Origin of the sequence: Duganella hordei (assembly GCF_040369125.1) — a bacterium.
In the GTDB taxonomy this organism is placed as follows: domain Bacteria; phylum Pseudomonadota; class Gammaproteobacteria; order Burkholderiales; family Burkholderiaceae_D; genus Rugamonas; species Rugamonas hordei.
In genome coordinates, this window is record NZ_BPWI01000005.1 from 87,093 (window position 1) to 101,392 (window position 14,300).

Sequence of the window (14,300 nt, forward strand, 5' to 3'; positions counted from 1 at the left end):
CGACGCTGCGGCGTTTTTCCATTGTAAAGACCATGGCTGATTTATTTTCCACTGAACCGCGCCAGCCGCTGGCCGAAGCGCTGCGGCCCAAGACGCTGGACGACGTCATCGGGCAGCATCACCTGCTGGGGCCGGGCAAACCGCTGCGCCTGGCGTTTGAGTCGGGCCAGCCGCATTCGATGATCCTGTGGGGGCCGCCGGGCGTGGGCAAGACCACGCTGGCGCGGCTGACCGCCAACGCCTACGAGTGCGAGTTCATCGCCTTGTCGGCCGTGTTCTCGGGCGTCAAGGATATCCGCGCCGCGATGGAGCAGGCCCAGCACAACCTGGACATGGGCAAGCACACCATCCTGTTCGTCGACGAGATCCACCGCTTCAACAAGTCGCAGCAGGACGCGCTGCTGCCGTACGCCGAATCGGGCCTGGTCACGCTGATCGGCGCGACCACGGAGAACCCTTCGTTCGAAGTGAACTCGGCATTGCTGTCGCGCTCGCAGGTCTACGTGCTGCATTCGTTCAACGAAGAGGAACTGCGCCAGCTGGTCGACAAGGCGCGCGCCAAGGTGCTGACGCATCTGGAATTCGAAGACGCCGCCATCGACACGCTGATCGGCTATGCCGACGGCGACGGCCGTCGCCTGCTGAACCTGCTGGAACAAACCAGCACGGCGGCCAACGCGGCCAAGACCAACAAGATCACGGCCGAGTTCATCCAGAACGCGCTGACGCTGAACGCGCGCCGCTTCGACAAGGGCGGCGACAACTTCTACGACCAGATCTCGGCGCTGCACAAGTCGGTGCGCGGCTCGAATCCGGACGCGGCGCTTTACTGGCTGTGCCGCATGCTCGACGGCGGCGCCGACGCCAAATACCTGTCGCGCCGCATCGTGCGGATGGCGTGGGAAGACATCGGCCTGGCCGATCCGCGCGCGATGCAGCTGGCCAACGACGCGGCCGCCACCTTCGAGCGCCTCGGGTCGCCGGAAGGCGAGCTGGCGCTGGGGCAGGCGGTGATCTACCTGGCGATCGCGGCCAAGAGCAACGCCGGCTACAACGCCTTCAACCAGGCGATGGCCTTCGTCAAGAAAGACAAGTCGCGCGAAGTGCCGGTCCACCTGCGCAACGCGCCGACCAAGCTGATGAAGGAACTGGGCTACGGCCACGAATACCGTTACGCCCACGACGAGCCGCACGCCTATGCGGCCGGCGAAACCTACTTCCCCGACGACATGCGCGAACCCGGCTGGTACCAGCCCGTCCCGCGCGGCCTGGAAAGCAAGATCGCCGACAAGATGGCCTTCCTGCGCAAGCTTGACGAGGATGCTGGCAAATAATTGTTGTTGACTTAACAGGCGATTCTCCCGTATCTTTCGCCTGTTTTCCATTTCCGGAGACCCTCATGGGTACTTGTTCGAGTGATAGTTGTAGCCAGACCAGCTCTGGCACCGCCTCGGCAAGATAACGGAGTTTCCCGGCCGTCATCTTGCTTATTGCGGATGATGGCGTCCAATGCGGGCTGAGGCCCGCGTCGCACCCATCCAAATAGTGTAGCCGCGCCGCGCCGTTGAATCGGCTTCGTGCGTCCTCGACCCAAGCTTGCCGGTCGTGGCGTCGGCGTCGCCACAGCTTCATGTGATTACGCCCGCCGCTGGGTGACCTCTGTTGTTGGATGATTTATGCTGAATGCTTACCGTACCTCCACCGCGCCCGCGCGCGCCTTCGCCTCCTCCTGGCTGAAAAAACTCGGCCCCGGCCTGATCACTGGCGCTGCCGACGATGACCCAAGCGGCATCGCCACCTATTCGCAGGCCGGCGCGCAGTTCGGTTTTCAGATGCTGTGGACCATCCTGTTTACCTATCCGCTGATGGTTGGCATCCAGGTAGTGAGCGCGCAGATCGGTCGCGTCAGCGGCAAGGGTTTGGCCGGCAATATCCGCGAGCATTTCCCATCCTGGCTGGTGCGCACGATCGTCGCGCTGCTGCTGGTCGCCAACACCATCAACATCGCGGCCGACGTCTCGGCCATGGGCGAGGCGGTGACGCTGATCGTCGCCGGCTCTTCGCGCTGGTACGCGGCGTTGTTCGGCGTGATCTCGCTGCTGCTGCAGGTGTTCATTCCTTACAGCCGCTATGTGCGTTTCCTGAAGTGGCTCACGCTGGCTCTGCTGGCGTATGTGGCGACGGTGCTCACCGTGCACGTCCCATGGCTGCAGGTGGCGGCCGCAACCGTGATGCCGCATGTGGAATGGTCGCCGGCCTACATCACCACGATCGTTGCGGTGTTCGGCACCACCATCAGTCCCTACCTGTTCTTCTGGCAGGCCTCGCAGGAAGTGGAAGAGTTGCAGGCCTGTCCGCAATCCCAGGCGCTGCGCGAGGCGCCGGAACAGGCGCGCGCCCATTTTCAACGCATCAAAGTCGATACCGTGATTGGCATGGGTTTCTCCAACCTGGTGGCGTTCTTCATCATCCTGACCACGGCGGTCACGCTGTACATGCATGGCATCACCGCGATCGATACTTCGGCGCAGGCGGCGGCCGCCTTGCGTCCATTGGCGGGCGAGTTTGCGTTTGCGCTGTTCAGCGCCGGTATCGTCGGCACTGGCATGCTGGCCGTGCCGGTGCTGGCCGGATCGGCAGCGTATGCGGTGGCCGGCGCTTTCCAATGGGAGAAGGGACTGGAGAAGACTCCGTCCCAGGCCAAGGGCTTCTACAGCATCATCGCTTTCTCGACCATCGTCGGCATCGTGCTGGGCTTTACTTCGGTCGACCCGATCAAGGCGCTGTACTGGAGCGCGGTGATCAACGGCGTGATTTCGGTGCCCATCATGGCGGTGATGATGGTGATGGCCGGCCGCTCGGCCATCATGGGACGCTTCGTGATAAGCCGTCGCCTGAGGGTGCTAGGCTGGGGCGCGACGGTGGTGATGACGCTGGCGGTGCTGGCCATGTTCTGGATGATGGCGCACTGAGCGGCGCAGCTATGTCGGCGCGGGCCAAGACTTTGGCGGGGCGGGGCTACTGTCAGCTGTCGACCAGCATCGTCAGCAGGCGCGACAACTCCTTGCGGTCGGCCTCGGACAGCGGGGCGAAATTCTGGCTGGTGACCTTGGGCACGACTTGCTGACACTGGTGCAGCTTGGCGCTGCCTTCGGGCGTGAGCGTGTGTATCATGGCGCGGCCCAGGCCCGGGCGGCGCTCGACCAATCCCATCTTCATTAGCCTGGTCACCAGTGTGCCGAATGCCTGGTCCGAATTGAACGTCAACTCGGCCAGCCCGTGCATGGTGCTGCCGGGATTCCGGTCGATCTCGCGCAGCGCGTTCCATTGAACCAGGCTCACGCCCAGCGGAGCAAGTTGCGCTTCCAGCGCGCGGTGCTGGCGGTGCTGGGCTTTTTTGACCAGCAGGCCAAGGGCTTCGAGGGAAATAGTCATATCAACATATTTATATATCGGGGTGCCGCTGTCAAGAATCGGTTGACATGTAAGTATATTTATATAAATATGTTTATATATTTTCCAAGGAGGCACAATGAATTTGCAATTACTTGATGGCAAGGTGACGGTTGCGGTGAGCGACCAGGGGCAGGGGCGCGCTTTCCTGCTGCTGCATGGCGGCGCCGGACCGGGATCCGTCGCCGGGCTGGCGGCGGCCCTGGCGACGAAGGCGCGCGTGCTCACGCCGACGCATCCCGGTTTCAATGGCGAACCCAGGCCCGAAGGCTTGGCCAGTGTCGGCGACCTGGCGCGGGCCTACGTGGACTTGATCGCCAGGCTGGATCTAAAGGATGTGGTGGTCATCGGCAATTCCGTCGGCGGCTGGATCGCTGCCGAGATGGCGTTGCTGGAACCGGGCCGGGTGGCGGGCATTGTGCTGCTCAACGCTGTCGGCATCGCCGGGGAGATCGTCGATCCGGTCAAGCTGCCGCCTGCCGGGCGCGCGGCGCATGTCTTCCACGACCCGCAACGATATTCGCTGGCGCCGGCCACGCCGGAGGCGGCCGCCGTCATGGCCGCCAACCATGCCACGCTGAAGGTCTATGCGGGACAGCCGTTCATGCACGATCCGACCCTGCAGGCGCGGCTGGCGCGCATGCCGGTGCCGGCGCTGGTGGTGTGGGGCGTCAGCGACCGCATCGTGGATGTGGACTATGGCCGCCGCCTCAGCGACAGCATGCCCGGCGCAAGATTCGCGACGGTGGAGGAGGCCGGCCATTTCCCGCAGATCGAGCAATTGTCGGAAGTGGTCGGCATGATCGACACCTTTTCCAGCGAGCAGATGTTGTAAGATGACGCATTGAGCATTGATGAAGCTGGCTAGACGAGGAATGTATGCAGCAGGTGATAAAGGTCGATGGAATCGAGGTCTATATTGAAGGCGAGGGCACCGAGACCATCGTGATGATCCACGGTTGGCCCGACACCCACCGCGTGTGGGACGCGCAGGTGGAGGAGCTCAAGCAGCGCTATCGCTGCGTGCGCTTCACCTTGCCGGGGTTCGACATCACCAAGCCGCGCCGTTCGTATTCGCTAGACGGCACCATCCGCTTCATCTCTTACGTCGTCAACAGCGTCAGCCAGAAGCAGAAGGTAATCCTGATGCTGCACGACTGGGGCTGCATGTTCGGCTACGAATATTACATGCGCAACAAACAGGCGGTGTCGGCCATCATCGGCGTCGACATCGGCGATGCGCAGTCGAAGGCGGTGCAGCGCTCGCGCACGCTGTCGCAGAAGATGATGGTCAACGGCTACCAGGGTACGCTAGCGCTGGCCTGGGCCATCGGCGGGCCGATCGGCAACGTCATGACGCGCACGATGGCGCGCGTCCTGGGTGTGCCGTCGCCGAAGGAATTCATCAGCGCCAAGATGAACTTCCCATACTACATCGCCGCCGCTGGCGAATCCGGTTCCTACCGTTCGCTGGTGCCGTTCGTGCCCAAGGTGCCGATGCTGTTCATTTTCGGCGCCAGGAAACCGTTCATGTTCCATTCGGACGCATGGGCGGACAAGCTGGCGCAAAAAGAGGGCTGCAAGGTTGTGGCCTTCAACACCGACCACTGGCCGATGCTGCGCCAGCCCGAGCGGTTCAATCAACTGGTGATGGGATGGCTGGAAAAACCGGCCGACAACGACGAAGCCGCCGAGGAAAACGCGGCGGCCTGATTGATTAGCGCAGGCGGATAGGTTTCACGTACGGAGCGAACGGCGGCGCCGGCAGCTGCACCGAGGCGTAGGCCTGGCGGAAGCACGCGGCCTTGCTGTTTTCGACGTCGGTGGTGCTGCTTACGACTTTGCCGCTGGCGTCCAGCGTCAGGATGATCACCACTGGATACTTGGACATGTCGTGGCAGTTGCCGCGCTCGTCCAGTTTCTGCGCCTTGTTGTAGTTGATCGAGATCTCTTCGTACTTGCTCGCCTTGTCGTTAGGGAACTGGGCGTTGAACTTGGCCATCTCGCCGGCAAAGGCCGGATTGGCCGGTGGCGGTGCCTCATCCTTCGGCGGGCCGCCCATGGTCGAGCAGCCTGCTGCGGCAATCATCAGGGCGCCGATGGCGCCGATTTTCAGAAATGGTGTTTTCAAACTATTCTCCTCGGGTGTCTGTATTGTTGACGTATCGTACATAGTCCGAGGATTTCATGGCGCACGATTAGTTGCGTAGGTGAAATCCTACAGCCAGCAAGCCGTGCAGTTCAGTGGCGAATTTATGTTTGAAGGCGGCCCACCCATGCGGCACCTCGGTGTCGGCCGGCAGGCGCACCCGCACCACGCCCGAGCCGGCGGCGTCGATCAGCATCAGGCCGTTGTTCGGCACCTCGAAGCATTGTCCCTGGCGCAGCATGAAGTCGGTGTTCTCGCCGTAGGCGGTGATCCAGGCGGTGCCGTCCAGGCATTCGACATAGCGGCCCGCCGCGTGGGCGATCCGCAGTGGATGGTTTTCCGTCAGGCGGTATTCCGCCTGGCCCTGCGATACTGCGAGTAATTCCGGTTGCATGGCTGCCTCCTGCTGTGGTGAATCATGCAACCAGAATACGCAGCGGCGGCCGACCATAACAGATGCAATAAAACGAAATTGTTACCGTCACAAAGCGGTTTTGGCTAAACTGTCATGGTCGAAATTTGCGGTCGCTGTACCTGTCGCGGCAGGGCGGGGCGGGCGCACAATAACAAAATGTCCACCTCACTGAACCTGTACGAGCATCTGGCCAACGAGCTGGGCGGCCTGATCGCCAGCCGCGTGTTCGCGCCGGGCGACCGCCTGCCGTCGATCCGCCACCTGGCGCAGCAGAAGCGGCTGTCGGTCAGCACCGTGATGCAGGCGCTGCGGCTGATGGAGGACCGCGGCCTGGTCGACGCCAAGCCGCAGGCCGGCTACTACGTGCGCCACCGCCAGCGCATGATGGCGGTGATGCCCGATGCCGGGCATTTGCAGGAGCCGGCCTATGTCGGCATCAACAACCTGCTGATGCGGATACTGAAGGCCAACGAGGACCCAGGCGTGGTGCAACTGGGCTCGGCGTGGCCGGTGGACGAACTGCTGCCGTTGAAACGCATGCAAAAGACCGTGGCCGCCGTCGCCCGGCGCGATCAAAGCCTGCTGAGCACGGTCAGCTGCTACGAGACCAACCACCCGGATTTCAGCCGCCAGATCGAGCGCCGCGCGCTGGACTGGGGACGGATCGATCCCGGCGAAATCGTCGTCACCGGCTCCTGCACCGAGGCGATCAGCCTGTGCCTGCGCGCCGTGGCCAAGGCCGGCGACACCATCGCCATCGAATCAGCCACGTATTTCGTGCTGCTGCAGCTGATCGAGTCGCTGGGCATGAAGGCGCTGGAGATCCCGACCCATCCGAAGACCGGCCCGTCCATCGACGCGCTGGAGGTGGCGCTGAACGCCGGCCTGGTGCAGGCCGTGCTGCTGATCCCGAACGCCAACAACCCGCTGGGCTGCGTCATGCCGGAGGCGAACAAGCAGCGGCTGGCGGCGCTGCTGTCGCGCCACGACATTCCGCTGATCGAGGACGACGTCTATACCGACCTGTGCTTTACGCCGCAGCGGCCCTGGCCCGTCAAGGCCTACGACACCAGCGGCAACGTCATGCTGTGCTCTTCGTTCTCCAAGGCGGTCAGCCCCGGCGCGCGGGTCGGCTACGTGCTGGCGGGGCGCTATGCGCAGGACATCGCCTTGCTGAAGGTGGTGTCCAGCGGCGCCAACAGCCACTTCTTCCAGGCCGTGCTGGCCGATTTCCTGACCGGCAGCGCCTACGAGATCCAGCTGCGCAAGATGCGCCGCGCGCTGTCGCAGCGCATCGCCCGCATGTCCGACGCCATCTGCGGCAGCTTCCCGCACGAGTGCACGGTGTCCGAGCCGCAGGGCGGCTTCGTGCTGTGGGTCAGCCTGCCGCAGCAGGTGGACGCGCTGGCGCTGCACCACGTGGCGATAGAGCGGGGCGTGGCCTTCATGCCGGGCCAGCTGTTCTCCGCCTCCGGCAAGCACGGCAATTACATCCGCCTCAACTGCGGCAACGCCTGGAGCCCGCGCGTGGAGGCGGCCATCGCCACGCTGGGCGAGCTGGTGCATCGCGCCGCCTGAATATTTCATTTCCCACCCGTTTTTTGCACTTCAGACGCCGTTTCCGGCGTTTCGTCGCTTGCCAGTAGCTGCCCATACGGCCTTTAGGTACAGTACAACCATACCAAGCAGCCTTAGTAAGTAACCGAAACCAACCACCTGAAGGAGCACATCATGAACATCGCTAAAAACATGGAAATCATCTTCGTCGCCGCTACCGTACTGGCCGCCGCCACGAGTTTCGCCACCGCCGCCGATGGGCCAGCCGCAGGGCTGGCCGTCGCTCCGGTCGCGCCAGCCGCCAAAGTCGCCGTGTCGACCGCCAAGATGCAAGTCGTCACCGTGACCGCCAAGCGCCTGACCGCCGCCGAAAAAGCAGCCCTGTAATTCCGCCAGCCGGCGGGCTGTTCAAAACTCGCAAGGAAGTGGCATCCTCTTGGTACAATTGACGTTTTCGATACAACGGCATTTGTTCCCATGATTGATATCCAACTTCTCCGTAAAGACATAGCCAACGTCGCCGCGCGCCTGGCGACCCGCAAGTTTCAGCTCGATGTGGACGCGTTCAACGCCCTCGAAGCCGAACGCAAAGCGATCCAGACGCGTACCGAAGAGCTGCAGGGCAAGCGTAACTCGCAGTCCAAGCTGATCGGCATGATGAAGGGCAAGGGCGAAGACACCACCGCCCTGATGGCGGAAGTGGCCGGTCTGGGCGACGAGCTCAAGGCCAACGAAACGGGGCTGGCCGCCGTGCAGGCCAAGCTGGCCGATTTCATGCAGGCGATTCCCAACCTGCCGCACGAATCGGTCCCGGTTGGGACGGATGAAGCGGGCAACGTCGAAGTGCGCAAAGTCGGCACGCCGCGCGCCTTTGAATTCGAAGTGAAAGACCACGTCGACGTCGGTGGCCCGCTGGGCCTGGACTTCGATGTCGCGACCAAGCTGACCGGCTCGCGCTTCTCGGTGATGAAAGGCGGCATCGCCCGTCTGCACCGCGCCTTGGCGCAGTTCATGCTGAACACCCACACCGACGAGCACGGCTACACCGAATGCTACACGCCGTACATGGTCAACGCCGATTCGCTGCGCGGCACCGGCCAGCTGCCGAAGTTCGAAGCCGACCTGTTCTCGGTGAAAAAAGGCGGCGCCGAAGGCGAGGGCGAGAACTTCTACCTGATCCCGACCTCGGAAGTCACGCTGACCAACCTGGTGCGCGACGAGATCGTTGCCGCCGACACGCTGCCGCTGAAGATGACCGCGCATACGCCGTGCTTCCGCTCGGAGGCGGGCAGCTACGGCCGCGATACCCGCGGCATGATCCGCCAGCACCAGTTCGACAAGGTCGAGATGGTGCAGGTGGTGCATCCGGACACCTCGTACGCGGTGCTGGACGAGATGGTCGGCCATGCGGAAACCATCCTGCAACGCCTGGGCCTGCCGTACCGCGTGATGTCGCTGTGCACCGGCGACATGGGCTTCGGCGCCACCAAGACTTATGACCTGGAAGTGTGGCTGCCGGCGCAGAACACCTACCGCGAGATTTCGTCGCTGTCGAACTGCGAAGCCTTCCAGGCGCGCCGCATGCAGGCGCGTTTCCGCAACGCCCAAGGCAAGCCGGAACTGCTGCACACCCTGAACGGCTCTGGCCTGGCGGTCGGCCGCACGCTGGTCGCGGTGCTGGAAAACTACCAGCAGGCGGATGGTTCGGTGGAGATCCCGGCGGTGCTGCGTCCGTACATGGGCGGATTAACGCATCTGAAGGCGTAAATACTCCTTCCCTTTTCCCAACGGCCTGCTATAATCTTGCCTTCTCGCAGCAGCCGGTGGGAAAACGGAGAGGTGGCAGAGTGGTCGAATGTACTTGACTCGAAATCAAGCGTAGGGGCGACCCTACCGTGGGTTCGAATCCCACCCTCTCCGCCACATAACGCTGCTGAAAGAAATGTACCACCAGGAGAGGTGGCAGAGTGGTCGAATGTACTTGACTCGAAATCAAGCGTAGGGGCGACCCTACCGTGGGTTCGAATCCCACCCTCTCCGCCAGAACAAATAGGAAAGGCTCCCGCAAGGGAGCCTTTTTTATTTGTGCGGGCGGAGAGGAGCGAGCACCGCTCGCGTGTGGGATTCGAAGACTCGCGCGTACTCGCGCGAGGGCGGCCTGCGGGATGTAGGCGAATCCCACCCTCTCCGCCAGAACAAATAGGAAAGGCTCCCGCAAGGGAGCCTTTTTTATTTGTGCGGGCGGAGAGGAGCGAGCACCGCTCGCGTGTGGGATTCGAAGACTCGCGCGTACTCGCGCGAGGGCGGCCTGCGGGATGTAGGCGAATCCCACCCTCTCCGCCAGAACAAATAGGAAAGGCTCCCGCAAGGGAGCCTTTTTTATTTGCATCAATGCGATATCACCGCTTGCGCCTCCAGGTCGGCCGTGTCCAGCACCAGCGCGGTCAGCTGCTCGGTCAGTTCGTTGTGCCGGCGCTGGTTGGGCGCCGTCTTGTCCACCTCAGCCAATACCCTGACCGCCTCGGCTTCCAGCGCCGCATCGTAGCCGTGCTTTTGCAGGTGCGAGATCAGGATCTGCGCCGTATTGAGCAACACGCGTAGATTGCCGGGCAACTTCAGCCGCGCGGCGCGCATCCAGTCGACCGCCTCGTCCAGCCTGTGGGTCTTCCACAGCAGCACGCCGTTGTTCATGATATCGGACACCTCCTTGCGCGCAGCCGCGATCAGCGCCGTGCCCTCGTCGCCCATGTGCACGTAGTTGAAGACTTTTTGTACCTCGTCGCGTATGGCTTTGTCGTCATCGTTGTTCTGGATAATGTGGCACAGCAGCTTGATCGCAGGCTCCTTGTTGCCGACCTCGAACAGCAAGGTCGCGATATCGAGGCAGGTGTTGGGGTCGGGGAGGCTGGCGGCGCTGGCGCTGGCCAGCATCGCTTCCAGTTCCTGGCCGATGACGATGGCCTGCTGGTCGTCGCCGTTGTCCAGGCACACCAGCCCCTCGGTGATCCTGGCGCGCAGCTGGCTCACATCGCCTGAAAACTTCCTTTGCACGGTCTCCAGTATCTGCATGGCCTCCTTGGGCGCTTTCTTGAGGCCGCACACCCGCGCCAGGCCAAAATAGGGATCCGCCGTTTTATGGACCGAATGTTCGCCCACGCTGATGCACTTGCGGAAGGCCTTCTCGGCCAGCGGCACGTCGCCCAGTCTCAGCGAGACTTCGCCCAGCGTCTTTTGCCGGTGCACGGAATTGGGTGAAAGCTTGGCGGCGCGTTCGAGCACGTTGCACGCCTGCTCCGATTGCCCCAGCTGCTTGTGCGCGGCGGCGAGCTGGTCGTAGGCGTCGAGATACAGGCGGTTTTCGGTGATCACCTCCTGGAACATCTGGCAGGCCACGCTGTATTCGCCTTCCAGCAGGCGGATCTTGGCCAGGCCGACCTTGGCCCAGCTGAAGTCGCGGTCGCGCAATACCTGTTCATAGATCGCGCCGGCCTTGTCGCGCTGGCCGCATTTGAGCAGCAGGCCGGCCTTCATGCGCAGCAAGTCGTTTTCGTACAGGGGATTGCCGGCGATTTGGAAGTCGCACAGCAGGGCGGCGCCGGCGTAGTCCTTTTTCAAATAGGCCAGGTCGATCTTCTTGAATACTTGTTTCTTTTGCCAGATACGGTTCAGACGAGTGGTCAAGATGCCTTCCGTGATGGGTTTGATCAGGTAGGCGTCGGGCTGGTGTTCGGCGGTGCCCATCACCGAATCGGCGCTCTTCTCGGCCGACACCATGATAAATATGCAACTAGGCATGAGGGCGTTTTTGCTGCGCGCCTCTTCCAGGATTTGCTGGCCGTTCTTGGCGCCGTCGAGGTGGTAGTCACACAGGACGACGTCGTAGCGCTTGTTGACGAGCAAGGCGAGCGCCTCGCAGCCCTCCGATGCCTGGTCGATGTGCTTTGCGCCCATGCCGCGCAGGCTCTCGCGCAGCAGTTGACGGATGCTGGCGCAATCGTCGATCACCAGATATTGCTTGTCGGCCCAGTTGGCGGATGGGGTTTGCGATGTGCTCGGCGTGTTCATGGTGTTCCTCTTTGCTTGGAGGTTTCCGTATGGAAACTGCCTATTGCCAATTTAGTCTAACCTGACTATCCTGTCAAACAGGACTTAACGGACAGTGTGCGAAAAGGAGACGAGGATGGCGGAGGTACTGACCACGGGTGAGGCTGCGCGGATTTGCGGGGTCAACTTCCGGACCGTATCGCGTTGGATAGACCGCGGCTTGCTGCAGGCCTATAAGTTGCCGGGCAGGGGGGACAAGCGCGTGCTGGGCGAGGAATTGCGCCGGTTTATGCGTGAGCACAACATTCCGGACGGATCGGCGCCGGCCTTGCCCAGGCGCGTGTTGATCGTCGACGACGAGCCGGCGATGGCGCACGCCATCGAGCGCGTGCTGCGGGAGGCCGGTTTCGAGACCGCGCTGGCGGCCAACGGCTTCGAGGCCGGAGCCATGCTGTCGATCTTCAAGCCGGCGGTGATGACGCTGGATTTGCGCATGCCCGGCCTGGACGGCATGGCGGTCCTGCGCTTCCTGCGCCAGGCTGGCTCGTCCGCTCCGCTCAGGACGCTGGTGGTCTCGGCCGACTCGGAGGAACGTCTGCGCGAAGCGCGCGCCTTGGGCGCCCATGGCGTCCTGCGCAAACCGTTTGACAACGAAGAACTGCTGGCGGAGGTGGAACGGATGTGCGAAGCTTGATGTTACTGAAGGGGGATGCATGCCCGCTGTGAGCTACCATTTTCATTTTTCCGACGGCCGCGCCGAAACGATCGAGGCGGGACCGCAAGCCGTTGCCGATGACGCGCTCTTGCCCGACTGGACGCGGCTGGAACACAGCCAGTGTCCCAACTGTCCGCTCTCCAGCGCGACCACGCCGCGCTGCCCGATGGCGCTGCAATTCGTCAAGGTGATCGCCAGGATGGGGCCGCTGTGCTCCTACGACGAGGTCGCGGTGCGGGTCGACACGCCTGCGCGCAGCGTGACCACCAACACCACTGTCCAGCGCGCGATAGGCTCGCTGCTGGGCTTGCTGGCGGCCGAGAGCGCCTGTCCCCATACGGCCTTCCTCAAGCCGATGGCGCATTTCCATCTGCCGTTCGCGACCGAGGAAGAGACGATCTACCGGGCCGCCTCCATGCATCTGCTGGCCCAGTATTTCATCGGCCGGCAGGGCGGGGCGCCGGACTGGCAGCTGGCCGGCCTGAAGGCCAGCTACAAGGAGCTGCAGAGCGTCAACGGCGCGATGGCCAACCGCCTGCGCGCCATCAGCAGCGGCGACGGCACGGTCAACGCGCTGATCCTGCTCGACCTGCTGGCCAAGGCGCTGCACTACTCGATCGACGACGCGCTGGAAGAGATCCAGTCGCTGTTCGGCGCTGGTTAGCCGCAAGCTATCGAGTCGATAAATTCATTTATGAAATAATTTGGCGAAAGCGCTTGCTTTACTAGATGACCGGTCATATAGTTCACGCATGGCCCGGAAGCGCGGGCATTCAACTTCAAGGTGGCAGCACCTTTTTTCTTTTCCCGGTTTATAGATGACCGGTCAATTATGGAGCTCATGATGTCCAAATTAATGTCCGCAGTAAAATTAGGTCCGTATGAATTCACCCACCGCGTCGTGCTGGCGCCGCTGACGCGCATGCGCGCCGGGCAAGGCGCCATCCCGGGTCCGCTGATGGCCGAATACTATGGCCAGCGGTCGTCGCAGGGCGGCTTGCTGATCAGCGAGGCGACCATTGCCGCTGAAAACGGCAACGGCTACCTGGGTGCGCCCGGCCTCTACAACGACGAGCAGATCGCCGGCTGGAAGGCCGTCACCGAAGCGGTGCACGCCAAGGGCGGCCGCATCTTCCTGCAGCTGTACCATGCCGGCCGCCAGTCCCACGCCGACGTGCAGCCGGACGGCACGCAGCCGGTCGGCCCCTCCGAAGTCCTGCATGGCGGTGTGGCCTACACCGCCTCCGGCTGGGTGCCCAACACGCCGAACCGCGCGCTGACGCCGGCCGAAATCGGCGGCCTGGTCGACAGCTTCCGCAGCGCCGCGGCGCGCGGCAAGGCTGCCGGCTTCGACGGCGTCGAGATTCACGCGGCCAACGGCTATCTGCTCGACCAGTTCTTGCAGGACAACAGCAATCTGCGCACCGACAGTTATGGCGGCTCGTATGAAAACCGCGCCCGCTTCCTGCTGGAGGTGACCCGCGCCGTCATCGACGTCTGGGGCAGCGACAAGGTGGCGGTGCGCCTCGGCCCCAGCGGCACCTTCGGCGACATGGGCGACAGCAATCCGGAAGCCCTGTTCACCTATGTGGCGCAGCAGCTGTCCAAGCTGAAGCTGGCGTATCTGCACCTGATCGAACCTCGCGTCATGGGCAACATCGTCGACGCCGGCAAGAACCCGCAGCCGGTGGCGGCGCAGTTGATCCGTCAGCACTACGAGGGCGTGCTGATCGCCGCCGGCGGCTTCGAGCCGGACAGCGCCGAGGCGATCCTGCAGGCGGGCGACGCCGACCTGGTGGCTTTCGGCCGCCATTTCATCGGCAATCCCGACCTGCCGGCCCGCATCGGCAACCGGTGGCCGCTGAACGAGCATGATCGCGACAGCTTCTACGGCGGCGGCGCCGAGGGCTATACCGACTACCCGTTCTATCAGGCTCAACAATTGGCCGCCTGAAAAAAACCGGTCA

At 63.0% G+C, this 14,300-nt stretch carries 14 protein-coding genes and 2 tRNA genes; 12 read left to right on the plus strand and 4 right to left on the minus strand.

Going from position 1 to position 14,300, the window contains the following annotated elements; translation table 11 throughout:
- The first annotated feature begins 32 nt into the window (after positions 1-32).
- Positions 33-1,334 (plus strand): replication-associated recombination protein A, encoded by a 1,302-nt coding sequence (locus ABWW33_RS13490; protein WP_353402132.1) that lies wholly within the window; start codon positions 33-35, stop codon positions 1,332-1,334.
- 342 nt (positions 1,335-1,676) lie between these two features.
- Entirely contained in the window at positions 1,677-2,972 is a 1,296-nt protein-coding gene (locus tag ABWW33_RS13495) for an NRAMP family divalent metal transporter (protein ID WP_353402134.1), read from the plus strand.
- Between the two features lie 52 nt (positions 2,973-3,024).
- Here the strand turns inward: ABWW33_RS13495 and ABWW33_RS13500 are convergent, their stop codons facing one another.
- Complete coding sequence (locus ABWW33_RS13500) at positions 3,025-3,435, minus strand: MarR family winged helix-turn-helix transcriptional regulator (RefSeq protein WP_353402136.1); 411 nt, start codon at positions 3,433-3,435, stop codon at positions 3,025-3,027.
- A 97-nt stretch (positions 3,436-3,532) separates the two neighbouring features.
- On the opposite strand from ABWW33_RS13500, the gene ABWW33_RS13505 reads away from it, so the two are divergent.
- Entirely contained in the window at positions 3,533-4,288 is a 756-nt protein-coding gene (locus ABWW33_RS13505) for an alpha/beta fold hydrolase (protein WP_353402138.1), read from the plus strand.
- A 44-nt stretch (positions 4,289-4,332) separates the two neighbouring features.
- Entirely contained in the window at positions 4,333-5,166 is an 834-nt protein-coding gene (locus ABWW33_RS13510; protein WP_353402140.1) for an alpha/beta fold hydrolase, read from the plus strand.
- A gap of 4 nt (positions 5,167-5,170) precedes the next feature.
- Here ABWW33_RS13510 and ABWW33_RS13515 read toward each other — a convergent pair whose 3' ends face one another.
- The gene (locus ABWW33_RS13515) at positions 5,171-5,584 is read right to left on the minus strand and encodes a hypothetical protein (protein ID WP_176653728.1); all 414 of its coding nucleotides are present in this window, start codon (positions 5,582-5,584) and stop codon (positions 5,171-5,173) included.
- Positions 5,585-5,651: 67 nt separating this feature from the next.
- Positions 5,652-5,996 carry a DUF2917 domain-containing protein gene (locus tag ABWW33_RS13520; protein WP_176653729.1) on the minus strand — a complete coding sequence of 115 codons (345 nt, stop codon included), beginning with the start codon at positions 5,994-5,996 and terminating at the stop codon, positions 5,652-5,654.
- Between the two features lie 177 nt (positions 5,997-6,173).
- On the opposite strand from ABWW33_RS13520, the gene ABWW33_RS13525 reads away from it, so the two are divergent.
- The 5 genes from ABWW33_RS13525 to ABWW33_RS13545 all read left to right on the plus strand — a co-directional run bounded on the left by ABWW33_RS13525 (position 6,174) and on the right by ABWW33_RS13545 (position 9,617).
- A complete protein-coding gene (locus tag ABWW33_RS13525) occupies positions 6,174-7,595 on the plus strand; it encodes an aminotransferase-like domain-containing protein (protein ID WP_353402142.1) in 1,422 nt (473 codons plus the stop codon).
- A 153-nt stretch (positions 7,596-7,748) separates the two neighbouring features.
- Positions 7,749-7,961 (plus strand): hypothetical protein, encoded by a 213-nt coding sequence (locus ABWW33_RS13530; protein ID WP_353402144.1) that lies wholly within the window; start codon positions 7,749-7,751, stop codon positions 7,959-7,961.
- A gap of 90 nt (positions 7,962-8,051) precedes the next feature.
- Positions 8,052-9,341, plus strand: a complete 1,290-nt coding sequence (gene serS / locus ABWW33_RS13535) for a serine--tRNA ligase (RefSeq protein WP_176653732.1) — start codon at positions 8,052-8,054, stop codon at positions 9,339-9,341.
- Positions 9,342-9,407: 66 nt separating this feature from the next.
- Positions 9,408-9,497: transfer RNA gene (locus tag ABWW33_RS13540), tRNA-Ser, on the plus strand.
- 30 nt (positions 9,498-9,527) lie between these two features.
- Positions 9,528-9,617 (plus strand) — tRNA-Ser (locus ABWW33_RS13545).
- Between the two features lie 345 nt (positions 9,618-9,962).
- Here the strand turns inward: ABWW33_RS13545 and ABWW33_RS13550 are convergent.
- Positions 9,963-11,639 carry a response regulator gene (locus ABWW33_RS13550; protein ID WP_353402146.1) on the minus strand — a complete coding sequence of 559 codons (1,677 nt, stop codon included), beginning with the start codon at positions 11,637-11,639 and terminating at the stop codon, positions 9,963-9,965.
- A 115-nt stretch (positions 11,640-11,754) separates the two neighbouring features.
- On the opposite strand from ABWW33_RS13550, the gene ABWW33_RS13555 reads away from it, so the two are divergent.
- The 3 genes from ABWW33_RS13555 (at position 11,755) to ABWW33_RS13565 (ending at position 14,287) form a co-directional block, all read left to right on the plus strand.
- Complete coding sequence (locus ABWW33_RS13555; protein ID WP_353402148.1) at positions 11,755-12,312, plus strand: response regulator; 558 nt, start codon at positions 11,755-11,757, stop codon at positions 12,310-12,312.
- Positions 12,313-12,331: 19 nt separating this feature from the next.
- The gene (locus ABWW33_RS13560) at positions 12,332-12,997 is read left to right on the plus strand and encodes a DUF6901 family protein (protein ID WP_353402150.1); all 666 of its coding nucleotides are present in this window, start codon (positions 12,332-12,334) and stop codon (positions 12,995-12,997) included.
- Positions 12,998-13,177: 180 nt separating this feature from the next.
- Complete coding sequence (locus tag ABWW33_RS13565; protein WP_353402631.1) at positions 13,178-14,287, plus strand: alkene reductase; 1,110 nt, start codon at positions 13,178-13,180, stop codon at positions 14,285-14,287.
- The last annotated feature ends 13 nt before the right edge of the window (positions 14,288-14,300 follow it).

Excerpts from the sequence above, each read along its gene's own strand:
- ABWW33_RS13490 (WP_353402132.1), top strand. The coding sequence starts at position 33 with ATGGCTGATTTATTTTCCACTGAACCGCGCCAGCCGCTGGCCGAAGCG.
- ABWW33_RS13560 (WP_353402150.1), top strand. The coding sequence starts at position 12,332 with ATGCCCGCTGTGAGCTACCATTTTCATTTTTCCGACGGCCGCGCCGAA.
- ABWW33_RS13530 (WP_353402144.1), top strand. The coding sequence starts at position 7,749 with ATGAACATCGCTAAAAACATGGAAATCATCTTCGTCGCCGCTACCGTA.
- ABWW33_RS13565 (WP_353402631.1), top strand. The coding sequence starts at position 13,178 with ATGTCCAAATTAATGTCCGCAGTAAAATTAGGTCCGTATGAATTCACC.
- ABWW33_RS13550 (WP_353402146.1), bottom strand. The coding sequence starts at position 11,639 with ATGAACACGCCGAGCACATCGCAAACCCCATCCGCCAACTGGGCCGAC.
- serS (WP_176653732.1), top strand. The coding sequence starts at position 8,052 with ATGATTGATATCCAACTTCTCCGTAAAGACATAGCCAACGTCGCCGCG.
- ABWW33_RS13525 (WP_353402142.1), top strand. The coding sequence starts at position 6,174 with ATGTCCACCTCACTGAACCTGTACGAGCATCTGGCCAACGAGCTGGGC.
- ABWW33_RS13500 (WP_353402136.1), bottom strand. The coding sequence starts at position 3,435 with ATGACTATTTCCCTCGAAGCCCTTGGCCTGCTGGTCAAAAAAGCCCAG.
- ABWW33_RS13505 (WP_353402138.1), top strand. The coding sequence starts at position 3,533 with ATGAATTTGCAATTACTTGATGGCAAGGTGACGGTTGCGGTGAGCGAC.
- ABWW33_RS13510 (WP_353402140.1), top strand. The coding sequence starts at position 4,333 with ATGCAGCAGGTGATAAAGGTCGATGGAATCGAGGTCTATATTGAAGGC.
- ABWW33_RS13520 (WP_176653729.1), bottom strand. The coding sequence starts at position 5,996 with ATGCAACCGGAATTACTCGCAGTATCGCAGGGCCAGGCGGAATACCGC.
- ABWW33_RS13495 (WP_353402134.1), top strand. The coding sequence starts at position 1,677 with ATGCTGAATGCTTACCGTACCTCCACCGCGCCCGCGCGCGCCTTCGCC.
- ABWW33_RS13555 (WP_353402148.1), top strand. The coding sequence starts at position 11,755 with ATGGCGGAGGTACTGACCACGGGTGAGGCTGCGCGGATTTGCGGGGTC.